Consider the following 17,516-nt stretch of genomic DNA (forward strand, 5'->3'; position numbering starts at 1 on the left):
GCGCCCCGATCGCGGCTCTTCCCGGGCCTCGGGTTCCCCGGCCTCCTTTGGCCTCCTCCGGCCTCCTCAGATCCAGCCGCGTTCGCGGGCCAGCAGAGCGGCCTGGGCCCGGCTGGTCGCGCCGAGCGTCTGGATGAGATCGGCAACATGTCGCCGGTAGGTCCGCACCGACACTCCCAGCTTCCGCGCGCCCGCCTCGTCCTTGCCCACAGTGCACATCGAAACGAGCACCCGTCGCTCGATGCCGGAAGGGCGTGGGACGGCCGCGCCCGCACCGCTCCTCGCACCGCCGAGCTCCGCGCGTAGACCATCAATGACGTGCCGCGACCGGGTGACGCGCTGCAGCTCCTGATGGAGCGCGGCCAGCCGTACGTCCACCAGCCGGGCCAGCGCCACCTCGGGGTCCGCCGCGAAGATCCGCCGCTCCGCGTCCTCGGTGTGCAGCAGCCCCAGCTTCTGGAGCCGGGCGATCCGGGCCCGGGTCTCGTCCGGCCGGGCGTGCGGCAGGAGGTGGAGGTCGTCGGTGCGGGTTCCGGGGTTGCGCAGGAAGTGCCGGTAGATCTCTTCCTCGGCCTCCGGGACCCCAAAGACAGACATCTCGTTCTCGCCCACGTACGCCCCCGATGCCTGATGCCGCGGGGCCGTGCACCGAGGGGGATCGCCCCGCGCCGCCCGCCCCGGGCCGCTGCTCGCTCCGCCCGTGCTCGGTACTGCCTGTGTGACGCTCTCGGAACACCCTGGTGTGCAAGGGTCGGGCAAAGACTAGACGCTGCGCTCACTCCTGTGAGGATCCCCGGCACAACTGTGTGCGATACGGAGATGAACGGTGCGCGACCGTCGACGAGCGGCGGGCCCGCCACGACGGGCGGCCGGGGCCTCCCGGCCGGTTGCGGGCGCGGCTGTCACCCCCGGGTCGTAACCTGGAAACCCCGGCGCGTCCCACGTGTCGGGTCCTTCGCGTTGCCCCGCCAGCAGCCGGCTGCCGGCAACGACCGAGCCACCGCTGATCTGATCCCGGACGGAAACTTCATGAGCCTGCACGGTCTGCTGGATGTCGTCGTTACGGACCCGGCGCTCGCCGAGGCGGTGAAGGCCGCCGGGGACGGGCACCGGGCCCATGTCGACCTGGTCGGCCCGCCCGGCGCGCGCCCGTTCGCCGTGGCCGCGCTGGCCCGGCAGACCGGCCGGACCGTGCTGGCCGTCACCGCCACGGGCCGCGAGGCCGAGGACCTGGCCGCGGCCCTGCGCACGCTGCTGCCGCCGGACACGGTCGCGGAGTACCCCTCGTGGGAGACCCTGCCGCACGAGCGGCTCTCGCCCCGCTCGGACACCGTGGGCCGCCGCCTCGCCGTGCTGCGCCGCCTGGCGCACCCGCGCGAGGACGACCCGGAGACCGGCCCGGTCTCCGTCGTCGTCGCCCCGATCCGCTCCGTGCTCCAGCCGCAGGTCAAGGGGCTCGGCGAGCTGGAGCCGGTGAGCCTTGCGGGCGGGCAGAGCGCGGACCTGGGGGAGGTGGTGGACGCGCTGGCGGCCGCCGCGTACTCCCGGGTGGAACTGGTCGAGAAGCGCGGAGAGTTCGCCGTACGCGGCGGGATCCTGGACGTCTTCCCGCCGACCGAGGAGCACCCCCTCCGGGTGGAGTTCTGGGGCGACGAGGTCGAGGAGATCCGCTACTTCAAGATCGCCGACCAGCGGTCGCTGGAGGTCGCCGCGCACGGGCTGTGGGCCCCGCCCTGCCGCGAGCTGCTGCTGACCGACCAGGTCCGCGAGCGGGCGGCGGCCCTCGCCGAGGCCCACCCGGAGCTGGGCGAACTGCTCGGCAAGATCGCCGAGGGCATCGCGGTCGAGGGCATGGAGTCGCTGGCCCCGGTCCTCGTCGACGACATGGAGCTGCTGCTCGACGTCCTGCCGAAGGACGCGATGGCGATCGTCTGCGACCCGGAGCGGGTGCGGACGCGGGCGGCCGATCTGGTCGCCACCAGCCAGGAGTTCCTCCAGGCGTCCTGGGCGGCGAGCGCGGGCGGCGGCGAGGCCCCGATCGACGTGGGCGCGGCCTCGCTGTGGGGCATCGCGGACGTCCGGGACCGGGCCCGCGAGCTGGACATGATGTGGTGGTCGCTCTCGCCGTTCGCGGCCGACGCCACCGACCACGACGACGACACCCTCCAGCTCTCGATGCACGCCCCCGAGGCGTACCGGGGCGACACCGCCCGGGCGCTCGCCGACACCAAGGGCTGGCTGGCCGACGGCTGGCGCACGGTGTACGTCACGGAGGGCCAGGGGCTCGCCTCCCGTACGGTCGAGGTGCTGAGCGGCGAGGGCATCGCGGCCCGCCTCGACGCGGACCTGACGGAGATCACCCCGTCCCTGGTCCACGTCTCGTGCGGGGCGATCGAGCAGGGCTTCGTCGACCCGGCGCTGAAGCTGGCGGTGCTCACCGAGACCGACCTGACCGGCCAGCGCACGGCCACCAAGGACCTGGGCCGGATGCCGGCCCGCCGCAGGAAGACGATCGATCCGCTGACGCTGGAGGTCGGCGACTACATCGTCCACGAGCAGCACGGTGTCGGCCGGTACGTGGAGATGGTGCAGCGCACGGTCCAGGGCGCGACCCGCGAGTATCTGCTCGTCGAGTACGCCCCGGCCAAGCGCGGCCAGCCCGGCGACCGCCTCTACATCCCGACCGACCAGCTGGAGCAGGTCACCAAGTACGTCGGCGGCGAGGCCCCGACGCTGCACCGGCTCGGCGGCGCGGACTGGACGAAGACGAAGCAGCGGGCGAAGAAGGCGGTCAAGGAGATCGCCGCCGACCTGATCAAGCTGTACAGCGCGCGCATGGCGGCCCCCGGCCACGCCTTCGGCGCGGACACCCCGTGGCAGCGGGAGCTGGAGGACGCCTTCCCGTACGCGGAGACGCCCGACCAGCTGTCGACGATCGCCGAGGTCAAGGAGGACATGGAGAAGACGGTCCCGATGGACCGGCTGATCTGCGGCGACGTCGGCTACGGCAAGACGGAGATCGCGGTCCGGGCGGCGTTCAAGGCGGTCCAGGACGGCAAGCAGGTGGCGGTCCTGGTCCCCACGACGCTCCTCGTCCAGCAGCACTACGGCACGTTCACCGAGCGCTACTCCCAATTCCCGGTCAACGTCCGCGCCCTGAGCCGCTTCCAGTCGGAATCAGAATCCAAGGCAACCCTGGAAGGCCTGAAGGACGGCGCGGTCGACCTGGTCATCGGCACGCACCGCCTGTTCTCCTCCGAGACGAAGTTCAAGGACCTCGGCCTGGTCATCGTGGACGAGGAGCAGCGGTTCGGTGTCGAGCACAAAGAACAGCTGAAGAAGCTCCGCGCCAACGTGGACGTCCTCACGATGTCCGCGACGCCCATCCCCCGTACGCTCGAAATGGCGGTCACGGGCATCCGCGAGATGTCCACGATCACCACTCCGCCGGAGGAGCGCCACCCGGTGCTCACCTTCGTCGGCCCGTACGAGGAGAAGCAGATCGGCGCGGCGATCCGCCGTGAACTGCTGCGCGAGGGCCAGGTCTTCTACATCCACAACCGGGTCGAGTCCATCGACCGGGCGGCCGCCCGCCTCCGCGAGATCGTCCCCGAGGCGCGGATCGCGACGGCACACGGCCAGATGTCCGAACAGGCCCTGGAACAGGTGGTGGTGGACTTCTGGGAGAAGAAGTTCGACGTCCTGGTCTCCACGACGATCGTCGAGTCCGGCATCGACATCTCCAACGCCAACACCCTGATCGTGGAGCGCGGCGACAACTTCGGCCTCTCCCAACTGCACCAGCTGCGCGGCCGGGTGGGCCGAGGCCGAGACCGGGGCTACGCCTACTTCTTGTATCCCCCCGAGAAGCCCCTCACCGAGACGGCCCACGAGCGCCTGGCGACGATCGCCCAGCACACGGAGATGGGCGCGGGCATGTACGTGGCGATGAAGGACCTGGAGATCCGCGGCGCGGGCAACCTGCTGGGCGGCGAGCAGTCCGGCCACATCGCGGGCGTCGGCTTCGACCTGTACGTCCGCATGGTCGGCGAGGCCGTGGCCGACTACCGGGCCCAGATGGAGGGCGGCGTCGAGGAGGAGCCCCCGCTGGAGGTCAAGATCGAGCTCCCGGTCGACGCGCACGTCCCGCACGACTACGCCCCCGGCGAGCGCCTGCGCCTCCAGGCGTACCGCGCGATCGCCCAGGCCAACTCGGAGGACGACATCCGAGCGGTCCGCGAGGAACTCACCGACCGCTACGGCCCGTTGCCCGAACCGGTCGAGAACCTCCTCCTGGTGGCGGGCCTGCGCATGCTGGCCCGTGCCTGCGGAGTCGGCGAGATCGTCCTCCAGGGCTCCAACATCCGCTTCGCCCCGGTGGAGCTGCGCGAGTCCCAGGAACTGCGCCTGAAGCGCCTGCACCCCAAGACGGTCATCAAGCCGGCCGCCCACCAGATCCTGGTCCCGCGCCCGACGACGGGCAAGATCGGCGGCAAGCCGGTCATCGGCCGCGAACTGCTGGCGTGGACGGGGGAGTTCCTGACGACGATCCTGGGGTCGTAGGTCCCCGGAACTCTGCGAACGGCCGACCCCTGGGGGCCTACGCTCCCCGAGGCTCGCGAACGATGGGGCCCCGCCGGGTTCGCTCACCCGGTGGGGCCCGATGTGCCCCGGTCGCAGGTACTGGACGCCGCTTCTCCCGTGTCCTGGATGATGACCGGCATGAACACGGAAACCTGCGCCCCGTCGGAGGCGGCCGCCCTCCGCGAGATCTTCGCGTCCGATCCCGATGCGGCGCCGCCGGCCGGTTGGGACGCGGTGCGGTCGTTCGAGGCGGAGCACGGCATCGTGCTCCCGGAGCCGTATCGCACCTGCGTGGCGGAGATCAGCGACGGACTGCGCGCGGGACCGCCCGACTACGGTCTGCTGCCCCTCGCGAAAACGCCCTCGGACTGGGGCGAGGGCCGCGCCGAGCGCCTGCTCGCCCAGCCTTTTCCGCTCACGGAGACATGGCAGTGGGAAGGGGGAGAGGAAGGGGAGGAGCTGTCGGACGAGGAGTTCGATACCCGGGTGGAAGCCGTGTACGACCACGGCTCCCTGCTGCTGGGCACGGACGGCTGCGGCATGTACTGGCACCTGATCACCACGGGCCCGCAACGCGGTCACGTCTGGCTGATCGACGAGAACGGCGCGATACCGTTCGGCACCCGGCCGGGCACGCTCGTGATGCCGGGCACGCCCGGTTTCGCGGGATGGGTGGCCCACTGGGCCGAGGGTCGTTCCTGGTTCGCGGACGACTAGGCCGTCGCGGGGCGTAGGCCCTCCGGACTCGGCCGAACGGGGCGACCAAGGCCGTCCGGACTCAGGCCGGACGGCCTTGCCGACGGCCCCGTGCTCGACCGGCCGAGGTCACCCGGCGCGGGACAGCGCCCCCGCGATCTCCTCGTGCAGCCCCAGCGGGAGCCGGACGCCCCACCGGTCCGCCGCTTCGGCCGCCAGCTCCCGGCTCCACTGCCAGCTGTTCGCGGCCGCCGTGCGGACCGCCTCCGGGGTCAGGGGCCCGGTCGTCGTGGCGTACCGCTCGACGTCCGCGCCCGGCAGGTCCGCCTCCAGGGCGCGGCTCGGGGTGAGCCAGTGGGCGGTCGAGCCGCGCAGCAGGCGGCAGAGCTTGAGCTGGAGCGGGGCGATCACGGCGTGCAGCAGGTTGTGGGCGCGGGCGTGCTCGCCCCGGGCCTGTACGTGGGCCAGCATCAGGGTCCAGTTGGCCAGTTCGTCGGTGAGCTGCTGGGCGGTGGCCAGCGGCTCCGGCGGGGTGAAGGCGGCCAGTTCGCGGGCGGCGGCGGTCAGGCGGCCGGTGCGGTCCAGGAGCACGGCGGCTTCGGGGCGGGGGAAGTGGACCTGGCCGCGCCAGGTGGCGATCTCGGCGATACCGGGGCCCGTGGGCTCGACGTGGAACTCGCCGCGCATCAGGTCGTCGAAGACCACCGCGAGGATGCCGTACATGTTGGTGTACGCCAGCTTCAGCGGGGCCAGCCGCTCCACGAATTCCCGCCCGTCGAAGGCGTCGACGTCCTCCTCCCGTACGTACAGGCAGGCGTCCAGGTCCGAGTGGGCGTCGGCCTCGCCGAGCGTCCACGAGCCGTAGAGCAGGACGCCCTCCACCCGGGGATCGGCCTCGGCCGTCGCGCGCAGCGACTCGATTCGGCGGTCCAGGGAGGCGGGAGCGGTAGGGGCGGTACGGGCGTGGGTGGGCCGGGTGTGCGGCATGGCCGGGTCTCCTGAGGAAGGGGGCATGGGCAGACGAACGAGGCCCGGCGGTCGACGCCGGGCTGCTTCCGGTCCCGGTCCGGGACCTCGTTCGTCGCTCAGGAAACGCCCATGGGGGCAGCCTAGGCCGTGTCCGTCAACGGCCGCGACCGCCTTCTGGCGCGAAGACCGCCGCGGCGAGTGACCGGAACGCCTCCTCCGGGTCCGGCCCGCCATGCCGGGGCGCAACTTCTCGGTCGCCCGGGCTCGGGTGCCGGGGTAGGGCTCAGGCGTGCCTCATCCGAGCTCGGGCCCGACGGCGATGGCGATCTTGCCGCGGGGGCGTCGGCGGCCCTCGCCGACGGAACCGCCCTCCAGCAGCGTGTGTGCCTCCGCGATGTCGGCCAGCGGGAGCACCGCGCCGATGTCCGGCCGGAGTTCGCCCCGGTCGATCAGTCGGCTGAGGGCGTCGAGCTTCGCCCGGCCGGGGCTGACGAAGAGGAAGTGGTAGGTCGCGTTCACGCCCCACGCGGCGAGCAGGTTCTGCGGCTCGGGGGTGTCCACGATGGACACCACGCGGCCCCGGTCGGCGAGGACCTCCGGGCTGCGGGTGAGGGTGTCCCGGCCCACCGTGTCCAGCACGACGTTCACCCCGCCCAGCTCGCGGACCTGCGGTACGTAGTCACCGGCCGAGAAGTCGATCACGGTGTCGGCTCCAAGACCGGTGACGAACTCGTGGTCCTTCGCCCGCGCGGTGGTCACCACCTCCGCGCCCAGGGCGTGGGCGACCTGGATGGCGGCCGAGCCGACCCCGCCCGCTCCGCCGTGCACCAGGACCCGTTCCCCGGCCTGCACCCCGGCTCGTTCCACCAGCGCCTCCCACGCCGTCACGCCCACGAGCGCGAGACCGGCGGCCTCGACGTGCGACAGCCCCTCGGGCTTGCGGGCGACCAGGGCCTGGTCGACCACGTGGAACTCGGCGTACGTCCCCTGCCCGGCGAGCACCGGCGCGAGATACCAGACCTCGTCGCCCGGGCGGAAGTCGTCCGCCCCGGGGCCGGTCCCGACCACCACCCCGGACACGTCGTTGCCGATCACCGCCGGCAGCGCCACCTGGTCGCGGTAGTCGCCGCGCCGGGTCTGCAGGTCGAGAGGGTTCACGGACGTGGCCAGCACACGCACCAGCAACTGACCGGGGCCCGGAGCGGGCCTCGGCAGCTCCCGGGCGGCGAACGCGGTGTCCGCGTCGCCGAAGTGGACGAGTTCCATCACACGCATCGAAGTCGACATGCCGCAACCATAAATCGTCATATCGCGAATTTCCAATATGTGATTGAGTTACGATCGCCTGGTGTTCTCGGAGACGGAGTTGCTGGCGGTGTTCCGGGCCCTGTCCAACCCGGCCCGCCGCCAGATGCTGGTGTGGCTCAAGGACCCGATGAGCTTCCCGGGCCAGGAGCCCGCCGACGTCGGGATCGGCGTCTGTGTGAGCGACATCCAGCAGCGTGCGGGGCTCGGACAGTCGACCACCTCGCAGTACCTGGCGATACTGCGGCAGGCAGGGCTGGTGGTCGCCACGCGGCGGGGCAAGTGGACCTACTACCGCCGCGACGAGGCGAACATCGCCCGTCTCCTGGAGACCCTGGGCGACGTGTTCTAGAGGCCTTGCGGTCATGGAAGCGACTCCGACGGGGAAGGCGCCCATAGGATCCTCAGCGCCCGCTCCCCTCACCGTCAGGACAACTCCCCGTGACAGCTCCCCGTACGCACCGCCGCCGTACGCACCGAGCAGCGGCCCTGCCCGCCGTCGGCGCCCTCGTCGTGATCGCCCTGGCGGGTTGCGACCCCGACGACCTCGCGGCCGACGGCGGTGGCACGAGCGGCGGGACCAACGGCGGAGCGCAGTCCGCCGAGGGCTTCGGCGCCAGCCCGCTCGACAACCCGGACGGTACGAAGCCGGGCCTGGCGCCCCTCACCGGCGACGCGGACCGGGCCGCCGCCCGGCAGCTCATCGAGAAGGTGGCCACCAAGGGGCGCGGCCCGAAGACCGGCTACGAGCGGGACAAGTTCGGTTACGCCTGGAAGGACGGCGTCGACGGCATCCCGCTCGCCCGCAACGGCTGCGACACCCGCAACGACCTGCTCGCCCGTGACGGCAAGGGCATTGAGCACAAGACGGGCTCCGACTGCGTCGTCATGGCGATGACGCTCCAGGACCCCTATACCGGCGAGACCATCGACTGGCGCAAGCAGCAGGCGACGAAGGTGCAGATCGACCATGTGATGCCGCTGTCCTACAACTGGCAGATGGGCGCCGCCCGCTGGAACGAGTCGAAGCGCGAGCAGATCGCCAACGACCCGCTCAACCTCATCCCGGTGGACGGTCCGGCCAACAACGCCAAGCGCGACTCCGGCCCCGCCTCCTGGCTGCCGCCGTACAAGCCGATCCGCTGCTCGTACGCGGTGCGGTTCGCCCAGGTCTCGCTGAAGTACGAACTCCCGGTCACGACGGCGGACAAGCGGGCCATGCTCACCCAGTGCGGCGGCTGAGCGGGCCCCGGAAGGCGTCCGATCAGACCTTGCCGCCGCAGATGACGTCGTACGGGCGGCCCATCGCCATCATCAGCTCCATCGGCTCCGTGGTCGCCGCGGGGCACTCCGCCTTCTCCTTGACGAGGCCGAGGACCTTGAAGTCGTTCGCCCCGGCCGAGGCGCAGGCGATCTCCTTGGCCGTCGCCGAGATGCAGTCGCCCTCGACGAGCTGGCCGCCGCCGGCGCCCGCGTCGCCGGGGTGGTCGCCCGTCAGGTTCCGGCCGCAGACGGTGTTGGTGGGGATGCCGCCGCCCTTCTTGTCGCCGCCGGAGCCGAAGACCCGGGAGACCTGGATGATCAGGTCCGTTCCGGCCGGGCACTGGATCGCGTTGGGCAGGAAGCTCGCGTCCTCGATCTTCAGGGCCTTGAAGGTCGCGCCCGTCTCGTCGCAGTCGAAGGCGCGGTAGCCGTCCGGCTTGTTCTCCGGGTCCGGGCCTCCGCAGTCACCGATCGCCCACGATCCGCCCTTGCCGTCCGAGGCGGAGGAGGAGGACGACGAGGACCCCTTCGACTTCGACGACTCGTCACCGAAGATCTTGGACGCTCCGTAACCCAGGCCGAGGATCACCGCGAGCACCAGCAGGCTCTGCAGGCATCCGGCGCCTCTCCGGGGGCGGTTCGGTGTACTGCCGGGCTGGGTCATGGTTCTGCTCCTCGACGGGTCCTCGACGGGTGACGCCCGGGTGGCGCACGGGGTGGAAAGTCACGGGTGGGGACGCGGCATGCACACCTCACGGTTCCGGCCGGATCACTCGGCCCTCAAGCGCCCCCCGTCCAGCTCCTTGACCAGGAAGCGGGCCGGGTCCGCGACCTCGTGCCGGACGCCGTCGTCGTCGAGGTACGCGTACCGGTCCAGGTAGCGGCAGCCGGTCTCCCGGTAGCCGATCCGCAGGTAGAGCGCGGCCGCCCGGTGGTTGTCGTCGTCCACGCCGAGGCCGATCAGGGTGTGGCCGGCGGCCCGGACCTGCTCCTCCGCCGCCCGGATCAACGCCGTGCCGATGCCCCGGGACCGCAGCTCCGGTGGCCAGATCCCGAGCCCGTTCAGCTCCGGGCAGCCGGGGAGGCGGGCCTGCACCTCCGGGGCCGCGCAGCCCTGCCACAGGATCTGTGCCGTTCCCACGGGTACGTCGTCGGCCCAGGCGGTCAGGAAGGCGGTGAGCCCCTGCTCCTGCCGGTCGAACCGGGCTGCGTGCCGCCGGGTCCGGCCGGGCGAGGGCATGTGCCGCTCCAGCACGTCGAGGTCCGCCGCCCGGCAGGGACGGATGCGTACGGGGGAGTCCGGTGGTGTCGTCGTTGTCATGCGGCGAGAGGGTAGCCGGGGCCGTCCACCGCCTCCGCGGCGCGGCGGTCCACGCCGATATTCGCTGGTCGGAGCGGTGCCGGCTGCCTAAGGTCACGCGTATGGAGCTGAACATCACCACCCTCGCCGAGCGTCCCGAGCTCGCCGGCGCCCTGGACGGAATGCCGGACACCTGGCCGGAGTTCGTGCTGGAGGACATCGTCGGCTGGGCCAACTTCGCCCGGATCGCCGTCGAGTTCCCCCAGTACGTACTGGTCGCCACCGACCCCGAGGGTGCCGTCGTCGCCCGCGCCTACAGCGTGCCCTTCGTGCTGGACGCGCCCGGGCGCGGTGAACTGCCCGTCGGCGGCTGGGACCGGATGCTGCTGTGGGCCTTCGCCGACCTGCGGCGCGGGCGGACGCCCGACACGGTCGGCGCGATCGAGATCACGGTGGCCACCGGCCATCAGGGCAAGGGGATATCGGGCCGGATGCTCGCCGCGATGCGGGACAACGCGCGGCGGCACGGCTTCCGGGAGGTCGTCGCCCCGGTGCGGCCGAGCGGCAAGCATCTGAAGTCCGGCCTGCCGATGGAGGAGTACGCCCGGCTGACGCGGGCCGATGACGGGCTGCCCGAGGACCCCTGGCTGCGGGTCCACGCCCGGGCGGGCGGGACGGTCGACTCGGTCGCCACCGTGTCGATGACGGTGAGCGGTTCGCTCGCGCAGTGGCGGGAATGGACCGGGCTGCCGTTCGACACGGACGGTCCGGTGGAGGTGCCGGGGGCGCTCGTCCCGGTCCACTGCGCGCTCGCCCACGGGTACGCGGTGTACGTCGAGCCCAACGTATGGGTACGGCACCGGCTGTGACGGTGAGACGCGATGGGGCGGCGGCTCCCGGAGTGACCGTGGCCTCCGGGGTGACCGCGGCCTCCGGGGTGACCGCGGCTTCCCCGGCGGAGGCGCCGCCCACCCCCGCCCTCCTCGTCATCGACATGCAGAACACCCTCGTCGCGATCGCGCACCGCGCCTCCGCCACCGTCGCGGCCGTCGCCGGTCTCCAGGCGCGGGCCAGGGCGGCCGGGGTCCCGGTGGTGTTCGCGCAGCAGCAGGACGAGGAGCTGGAGCCGGGGACCGAGGGGTGGCGGATCGTGCCCGAACTGGCCCCCGCCGCCGGGGACACCGTCGTACCCAAGGACGCCCCGGACAGCTTCCTCGGCACGGAGCTGGACGCCGTCCTGCGCGCCCGAGGGGTGACCGAGGTCGTCGTCACCGGGTTCGCCACCGAGATCTGCGTCGAATCCACGGCCCGGCAGGCGCTGAGCCGAGGGTACGACGTGGTGCTCGTCGCGGACGGGCACACCACGTCCGTCCGGCCCGCCGTCTCCGGCCGGTACGCCGCACCGCCGGCGTCCGTCGCGCACCACAACGAGATCTACCGGAACCTCCGCTTCCCGGGGCGTCGGGTGCGCGTCCTGCCCGCGGCCGAGGTCGACTTCGGCCGCGGAAACCCCTCGTAAGGCGAAAGGCCCTGCGGCGCCCCCTCCCCGGGCCGAGCCCTACTGCTCCAGATCGATGATGTCCTTCGCGGCGGGCTTCTCCGCCACGACCGGCACATCGAAGTCGGACAGGTTCATCGTCATGGGCTCCTCGCCGCCCCGGGACGTGACGCGCAGGATGTACGGGGCGCCCTCGGCGGCGACGTCGATGGTGTAGGTCTCCTTGCCCTCCTTCTCCGTCAGCCGCAGGGCCGGCGTGCCCGCGACCTTCGTGGGGCCCTTCTTCCTCGCGGCGTTGTCGCTCGCCTCGAACTCCTTCAGGAGCCCCTTCAGGTCGCAGAACTCGATGGAGTCCTTGGTGTCCGGGTCGGACGCCTTCGACTCCGTCCAGCGGCCCGCGAGCAGCTCGACCGCCGCGTCCACGTCCTCCTTCGGCTCGCCCTTCGACTGCTCGCGCAGCAGGGCCTCGTCGAACTTCGTGTAGACCGTGTCGCCGGTCTTCACGACGTCCATCCGGCCCTCGCCGCCCATGCTCATCGTCCCGGTGCAGTCGCCGCCGAGGCTCGACGCGAAGTCGGCCTTGATGCGGCCGTCGGGCGTGGTCATGTCGAGGCCTATGCGCAAGGACTTCACCCCGTTCGTCTTGTCGAGGGCCTTGTTGACGACTTCCGGCCCCGACTGGCCGGCGAACGGTCCGGTCTCCTTCGGGGAGTCGGTGCCGCAGGCGGCGAGACCGGCCAGGGCCAGCGCGCAGAGGGTGTTGACGGAGATACGGGTGACGAGACGCATGGGTCAGGCTCCGGGAGGAGGGGCGCGAGGCGCGCCGGACAGCGGATGGAGAGCGCCCCGCAGGGACGCCCCCTGCAGGAACGTCCCCTGCCGGGATGTCCCTGTGGTGACGGGTCAATAAGAGCAAAGCTTGTGAACCGAGTCAACACGGTTCACGCGAGATGTGTCGGGCAACCGCCTCTGTGGGTGTGGCGCGGGAGTGTCGCTATGCTCGGCGAGGCGGGCAGTCAGGACGGGCAGGACAAGCAGCGCGCACGGACCGAGGAGAGAGCCAGTGCCGGAGAACGCGACCGAGGTCACCGCGGCCGGTATCGCCCGACTCGCGGGCGTGGGACGCGCCGCCGTCAGCAACTGGCGCCGTCGGTACGCCGACTTCCCGCAGCCGGTCGGCGGGACCGGCACCAGCCCGTCCTTCGCGCTGGCCGAGGTCGAGCAGTGGCTGCGCGACCAGGGGAAACTCGCCGAGGTGCCGCTGCGTGAGCGCGTCTGGCAAGCGGTCGCCGGGCATCCCGCGGGCGCCGGCCGGGCGCTGATCCACGTCGGCTGCGCCCTGCTGCTCGTCCGTGACCGGCCCACCGCCTGGCTGGAGCTCGCGGCGGCCCCGGACGAGCGGATGGCCGCCCTGCTGCCGCAGGCCATGGAGCACGTGCTCACCGCGAGGCTCGGGCCTGCGGCCGACGGTGTTCACGGGGCGAGTGCGCCGGAGCCGGCAGGTGTTCACACGGCCGGTGCGCAGGAGCCGGGAGATGATCACACGGCCGGTGCGCAGGAGCCGGGAGGTGTTCACACAGCGAGTGCGCCGCAGTCGGCACGTGTTCACACGCCCACCGCTCAGGACCTGCTCCCGTCCGTGCCGCTCCTCCGCGCGGCCGCCGAGCTGGCCGCCGGGATCGGGGCCGGTCAGGCCTTCGAGTTCCTGCTCGGCCGGCAGCTGGACGCCAACCCCCGCCAGTACACGCTGACCCCGCCCCAGCTCGCCGAGCTGATGGTGGACCTCGCCGAACCGCCGAAGGACGCGGACCGGGCGGCCCGGGAGCAGCCCGTCCGCAGCGTTCTCGACCCGGCCGCCGGAACCGGCGCCCTGCTCCGGGCGGTCGGCGGGCCCGCCGCCCTGTACGCCCAGGAAGCCGACCCCGCCCTCGCCGCGCTCACCGCCCTGCGTCTGGCCCTGGCCGCCGAAGGACCAGGCCGCGCCGCCGAAGGACCGCGCCGCGCCGCCGACGGAGCGCATCGCGCCGCCCCAGGGCCGACCGTGCGGACCGGCGACACGCTGCGGGCCGACGCCTTCCCGGAGCTGGCCGCCGACACCGTGCTCTGCCACCCGCCGTTCAACGAACGCAACTGGGGGCACGACGAACTGGCCTACGACCCCCGCTGGGAGTACGGCCTCCCGGCCCGCACCGAGTCCGAACTCGCCTGGGTCCAGCACGTCCTGGCCCGGCTGCGCGACGGCGGCACCGCCGTCCTGCTCATGCCGCCCGCCGCCGCCTCCCGCCGCTCCGGCCGCCGGATCCGCGCCGGACTCCTGCGGCGGGGAGCCCTGCGCGCCGTCATCGCGCTGCCGGCCGGCGCCGCCCCTCCGTACGGCATTCCGCTCCACCTCTGGATCCTGTGCAAGCCGGAGCCCGGCACGCGGCCCGCCGCCGATCTCCTCCTGGCCGACACCTCCGACCTCTCCGGACCGGCCCCGGACGCGTCCGCGGGCCCCGGACGGCCGCCCGGTGGCAAAGCGGCCGGCGGCAAGACCCCGGGCGGTGGACGCGAACGGTTCGACTGGCCCGCCGTACGCTCCGCCGTCCTCGACGCCTGGCGCGACCGGGCCGACGTCGAGGGGGTCAGCCGCGTCGTGCCCGTGATCGAACTCCTCGACGACGACGTGGACCTGGCCCCGGCCCGCCACCTGCCGCGCCCCGCGTCCGGAGGCGGCGCGTCCGGCCTCGGCGAGATCCGGGAACGCCTGACCGAGACGCTCCGCCTCACCACGGGGCTCGTCCCGCCCGCCGCTTCCCCCGCCGAGCCAGCGCACCGCCCGCTCACCACCGTCGGCGAACTCGCCCGCGCCGGTGCGCTGTTCCTGCACAGCGGTACGGCGGTTCCCGGCAGCGCGGTCGCCCCCGTCCTCACCGAGCACGACGTCCTCACCGGCGCGGCCCCGACCGCCCTCCCGCCCACCGGCCAGGAGGCCCCGGGCGGGGCGGCCGCCGACGACCCGGTCCTGCTCGAACCCGGCGACGTCGTCGTGCCCGTGCTCGGGGGCGGCACCGCGGCCCGGGTCGTGGACGCGGCGACGGCCGGGGCCGCGCTCGGCCGCAACCTCCAGCTCCTGCGGCCCGACCCGGCCGCCGTCGATCCCTGGTTCCTCGCCGGATTCCTGCGCGGCACCGCCAACCACCGGCAGGCCAGCAGCTACGCGTCCACCGCCGCCCGGCTGGACGCACGCCGCCTCCAACTGCCCCGGATGCCGCTCGCGGAGCAGCAGCGGTACGGGGAGCGGTTCCGCGAACTGGCCGCCTTCGAGGACGCTTTGCGGACGGCGGGGCGGCTCGGCGGCCAACTGGTCCAGGGGATGTACGACGGCCTGACGGACGGCACGGTCACGCCCGGATGAGGTGACCGCGCCGGGCGCCCCGGGGGTGGCGGCGCGGCCGGGGAGGACCGCCGCACACAACGGTGCGGACAACCTTGGGGGCAACCGGGGACAGCCGGTCGGGGGAGGTGTATACGCTCACCCCACACGTCCGACATACGCCTCCCAGGAGCAGCACATGCACGGCTACGGCCCCATGCCGCAGCAGCCGACGACACCGCGGCCGTCCCCGGCGACGCTCACGACGGTGCGCGTGATCCTCGTGGCGCTGACCGTGCTGAGCTGCGGCCTGCTGGGCTGGGCGCCGATGCTGCGGCTCGCGATCGTCACCCGCAGGCCGCGCGACTGGTTCCTGCTGGTGGTCGTGCTCGCCCTCAACATCGGGCTGTTCGCCTTCATCATGGCCACCCCGGACGACCCCGACCAGATGTCGGACGCGGCCGCGCTGTTCATGATGCTCTGGATCCTCGGCCTGCTGGCCGGGGTGATCACCTACTACCTGTACGCGGAGATACGGCACTACAACACCCTCGGCGCCCCGGCCCCGTACGCCACGCCCGTGCACCCGGCGCCCCCGCTCCCGTACCAGCAACAGCACCTCGCCCCGCACCAGCAGCCCCAGCAGCATCAGCCCCAGTCTCAGCAGCACCAGCAGCCCAACCCGTACACCGCGCCGACCACCCCGCCCACCCCCACGCCCGCGCCCCAGCGCCTCGACCAGGTCCGGGCCGAGCTGGACGAGCTGAGCGACTACCTCCGCAAGGAGAACAAGGACAGCAGGGACGGCGAGGGCCGGTGAGCGGGCGGACCATCGCCGACCGCTACGAGCTGGCGGCCATCCTCGGCCAGGGCGGCATGGGCCAGGTGTGGACGGCGTACGACCGGCGCCTGGACCGCCGCGTCGCCGTGAAGCTGCTGCGCCCCGACCGGGTCGCCGGCCCCACCGGCAGCGACGCGGCCGACGAACTGCGCCGCCGGTTCGTCCGCGAGTGCCGCGTCACCGCCCAGGTCGACCACCCGGGCCTGGTCACCGTCCACGACGCGGGCAGCGACGGCGACGACCTCTACCTCGTCATGCAGTACGTCGAGGGCGCCGACCTCGCCGACCACCTGGCCGAGCAGGACCCCTACCCCTGGCCGTGGGCCGTCGCGGTCGCCGCCCAGCTCTGCGCGGTCCTCTGCGCGGTGCACGCCGTGCCGATCGTCCACCGCGACCTCAAGCCCCGGAACGTGATGGTCCGCCCCGACGGCACCGTCACCGTCCTCGACCTCGGCGTCGCCTCCGTCCTCGACACCGACACCACCCGCCTCACCCACACCGGTTCGCCCATCGGATCCCCGGCCTACATGGCCCCCGAGCAGGCGATGGGCGGCGCGGTCGGCCCGTACACCGACCTGTACGCCCTCGGGGTCCTCCTGCACGAACTCCTCAGCGGTGACGTGCCGTTCGCCGGGTCCACCGCGCTGGGCGTCCTGCACCGCCACCTCTACGAGGCCCCGGTCCCGGTCCGGCAGAAGCGCCCCGAGGTGCCCGTCGCGCTGGAGGCCCTCGTCCTGCGGCTGCTCGCCAAGGACCCGCAGGACAGGCCCGCCTCCGCCCAGGAGGTGTACGAGGAACTGGCCCCGCTGCTGCCGAAGCACGGGACCCCCGCCGGGCCGCTCGACCCGACCCGCCCCTTCCTGCGGCCGCACGCCCCCTGGCCGGACCGGGCCGCCACCCCGGCCGCCGTGCCCGCCCCCGCCACCTTCGCCGCGCCGCCGCCGGTCCTGCCCGCGACGCGGCCCACCCTCGGCGGCCCGCCGTCCTTCACCGGGCCCCCGGCCGCCTTCCCGACCCCGGCCCAGGCCACCCCCGCCCGCCCCACCACCCCGCCGCCCGGCCGGCTGGACGTCGCGCGGGCCGTGGACGAGGTGAAGAAGCTGCTCGGCGAGGGCCGGATCACCCAGGCCGTGGACGTCCTCGGCGCCACCCTCCCGGCCGCCGCGGCCGAGCACGGCGAGCACTCACCGGTCGTCCGCATCCTGCGCAAGCAGTACGCCGCGACGCTCATGGACGACGGGCAGTACCGCCGCGCCCTGCCCGAACTGCGCCGTCTCGCCGAGGACCGCACCGCCGAGGCGGGCCCGGCCGACAGCCAGGCCCTCCAGTTCCGTTACGACGCGGCCCAGTGTCTGGAACAGCTCGGCGAGGCCGGGGCAGCGCTGGTCGAGTACCGCGCGGTCCTCCCGTACTACGAGAACGCCTACGGGCCGATCACCTCCGACCCCGGCCGCGCCCTCGACATCCGGCACCGCATCGGACAGCTGCTCCTGGCGGTCGGCGACCACACCGCGGGCCGGGCCCAGCTCCAGGCGCTGCTGTACGACGCCGAGCGCACCTACGGGCCGCACCACCCGCTGCCCCTGGACCTGCGCCGCCTGCTCAGCCACCAGCGGGACGTCCGCGGCGGCTGACAGCGCCCCGGAGCACCGGCCTTCGCGGACCACATCCCCAACTCCTCCCGAATCGTTGGTCGAATCAGTGG

15 protein-coding genes are annotated in these 17,516 nt (G+C 73.1%); 9 read left to right on the top strand and 6 right to left on the bottom strand.

Annotated elements, in window-relative coordinates:
* Window positions 1–66: 66 nt before the first annotated feature.
* Complete coding sequence (locus IE134_RS25450; protein ID WP_030710400.1) at window positions 67–612, bottom strand: helix-turn-helix transcriptional regulator; 546 nt, start codon at window positions 610–612, stop codon at window positions 67–69.
* Window positions 613–1,029: 417 nt separating this feature from the next.
* Between IE134_RS25450 and mfd the strand changes: the two genes are divergently transcribed.
* On the top strand, window positions 1,030–4,563 hold the full coding sequence (gene mfd / locus IE134_RS25455) for a transcription-repair coupling factor (RefSeq protein ID WP_189431860.1): 3,534 nt from the start codon (window positions 1,030–1,032) through the stop codon (window positions 4,561–4,563).
* 147 nt (window positions 4,564–4,710) lie between these two features.
* A complete protein-coding gene (locus tag IE134_RS25460) occupies window positions 4,711–5,301 on the top strand; it encodes an SMI1/KNR4 family protein (RefSeq protein WP_030710395.1) in 591 nt (196 codons plus the stop codon).
* 108 nt (window positions 5,302–5,409) lie between these two features.
* Here the strand turns inward: IE134_RS25460 and IE134_RS25465 are convergent, their stop codons facing one another.
* Both IE134_RS25465 and IE134_RS25470 read right to left on the bottom strand, forming a co-directional pair.
* Window positions 5,410–6,267: a nucleotidyltransferase domain-containing protein gene (locus tag IE134_RS25465; protein ID WP_030710393.1), complete on the bottom strand. Its 858-nt coding sequence runs from the start codon at window positions 6,265–6,267 to the stop codon at window positions 5,410–5,412.
* Window positions 6,268–6,543: 276 nt separating this feature from the next.
* Window positions 6,544–7,536, bottom strand: a complete 993-nt coding sequence (locus IE134_RS25470) for a zinc-binding dehydrogenase (RefSeq protein ID WP_189431873.1) — start codon at window positions 7,534–7,536, stop codon at window positions 6,544–6,546.
* Window positions 7,537–7,597: 61 nt separating this feature from the next.
* Between IE134_RS25470 and IE134_RS25475 the strand changes: the two genes are divergently transcribed.
* Window positions 7,598–7,906, top strand: coding sequence for an ArsR/SmtB family transcription factor (locus IE134_RS25475; protein ID WP_030710384.1), 309 nt, complete (start codon window positions 7,598–7,600; stop codon window positions 7,904–7,906).
* Window positions 7,907–7,995: 89 nt separating this feature from the next.
* Entirely contained in the window at window positions 7,996–8,796 is an 801-nt protein-coding gene (locus tag IE134_RS25480; protein WP_030710382.1) for an HNH endonuclease family protein, read from the top strand.
* A gap of 22 nt (window positions 8,797–8,818) precedes the next feature.
* Here the strand turns inward: IE134_RS25480 and IE134_RS25485 are convergent, their stop codons facing one another.
* Window positions 8,819–9,481: a hypothetical protein gene (locus IE134_RS25485; protein WP_030710380.1), complete on the bottom strand. Its 663-nt coding sequence runs from the start codon at window positions 9,479–9,481 to the stop codon at window positions 8,819–8,821.
* 105 nt (window positions 9,482–9,586) lie between these two features.
* Window positions 9,587–10,138 carry a GNAT family N-acetyltransferase gene (locus tag IE134_RS25490; protein ID WP_030710378.1) on the bottom strand — a complete coding sequence of 184 codons (552 nt, stop codon included), beginning with the start codon at window positions 10,136–10,138 and terminating at the stop codon, window positions 9,587–9,589.
* Window positions 10,139–10,239: 101 nt separating this feature from the next.
* Here IE134_RS25490 and IE134_RS25495 point away from each other — a divergent pair, with 101 nt between their 5' ends.
* Window positions 10,240–10,986, top strand: a complete 747-nt coding sequence (locus IE134_RS25495) for a GNAT family N-acetyltransferase (RefSeq protein ID WP_030710376.1) — start codon at window positions 10,240–10,242, stop codon at window positions 10,984–10,986.
* Between the two features lie 125 nt (window positions 10,987–11,111).
* A complete protein-coding gene (locus IE134_RS25500; RefSeq protein WP_229823742.1) occupies window positions 11,112–11,636 on the top strand; it encodes a cysteine hydrolase family protein in 525 nt (174 codons plus the stop codon).
* A gap of 39 nt (window positions 11,637–11,675) precedes the next feature.
* Here IE134_RS25500 and IE134_RS25505 read toward each other — a convergent pair whose 3' ends face one another.
* Window positions 11,676–12,404: a hypothetical protein gene (locus tag IE134_RS25505; RefSeq protein ID WP_189431875.1), complete on the bottom strand. Its 729-nt coding sequence runs from the start codon at window positions 12,402–12,404 to the stop codon at window positions 11,676–11,678.
* A gap of 274 nt (window positions 12,405–12,678) precedes the next feature.
* Here IE134_RS25505 and IE134_RS25510 point away from each other — a divergent pair, with 274 nt between their 5' ends.
* The 3 genes from IE134_RS25510 to IE134_RS25520 all read left to right on the top strand — a co-directional run bounded on the left by IE134_RS25510 (window position 12,679) and on the right by IE134_RS25520 (window position 17,445).
* Window positions 12,679–15,012 carry an N-6 DNA methylase gene (locus tag IE134_RS25510; protein ID WP_098017277.1) on the top strand — a complete coding sequence of 778 codons (2,334 nt, stop codon included), beginning with the start codon at window positions 12,679–12,681 and terminating at the stop codon, window positions 15,010–15,012.
* Window positions 15,013–15,169: 157 nt separating this feature from the next.
* Window positions 15,170–15,790: a hypothetical protein gene (locus IE134_RS25515; protein ID WP_126932083.1), complete on the top strand. Its 621-nt coding sequence runs from the start codon at window positions 15,170–15,172 to the stop codon at window positions 15,788–15,790.
* Entirely contained in the window at window positions 15,787–17,445 is a 1,659-nt protein-coding gene (locus IE134_RS25520; RefSeq protein WP_030710361.1) for a serine/threonine-protein kinase, read from the top strand. The genes IE134_RS25515 and IE134_RS25520 overlap by 4 nt, the downstream gene beginning before the upstream one ends.
* The last annotated feature ends 71 nt before the right edge of the window (window positions 17,446–17,516 follow it).

Origin of the sequence: Streptomyces rubiginosohelvolus (assembly GCF_014649875.1) — a bacterium.
In the GTDB taxonomy this organism is placed as follows: domain Bacteria; phylum Actinomycetota; class Actinomycetes; order Streptomycetales; family Streptomycetaceae; genus Streptomyces; species Streptomyces rubiginosohelvolus.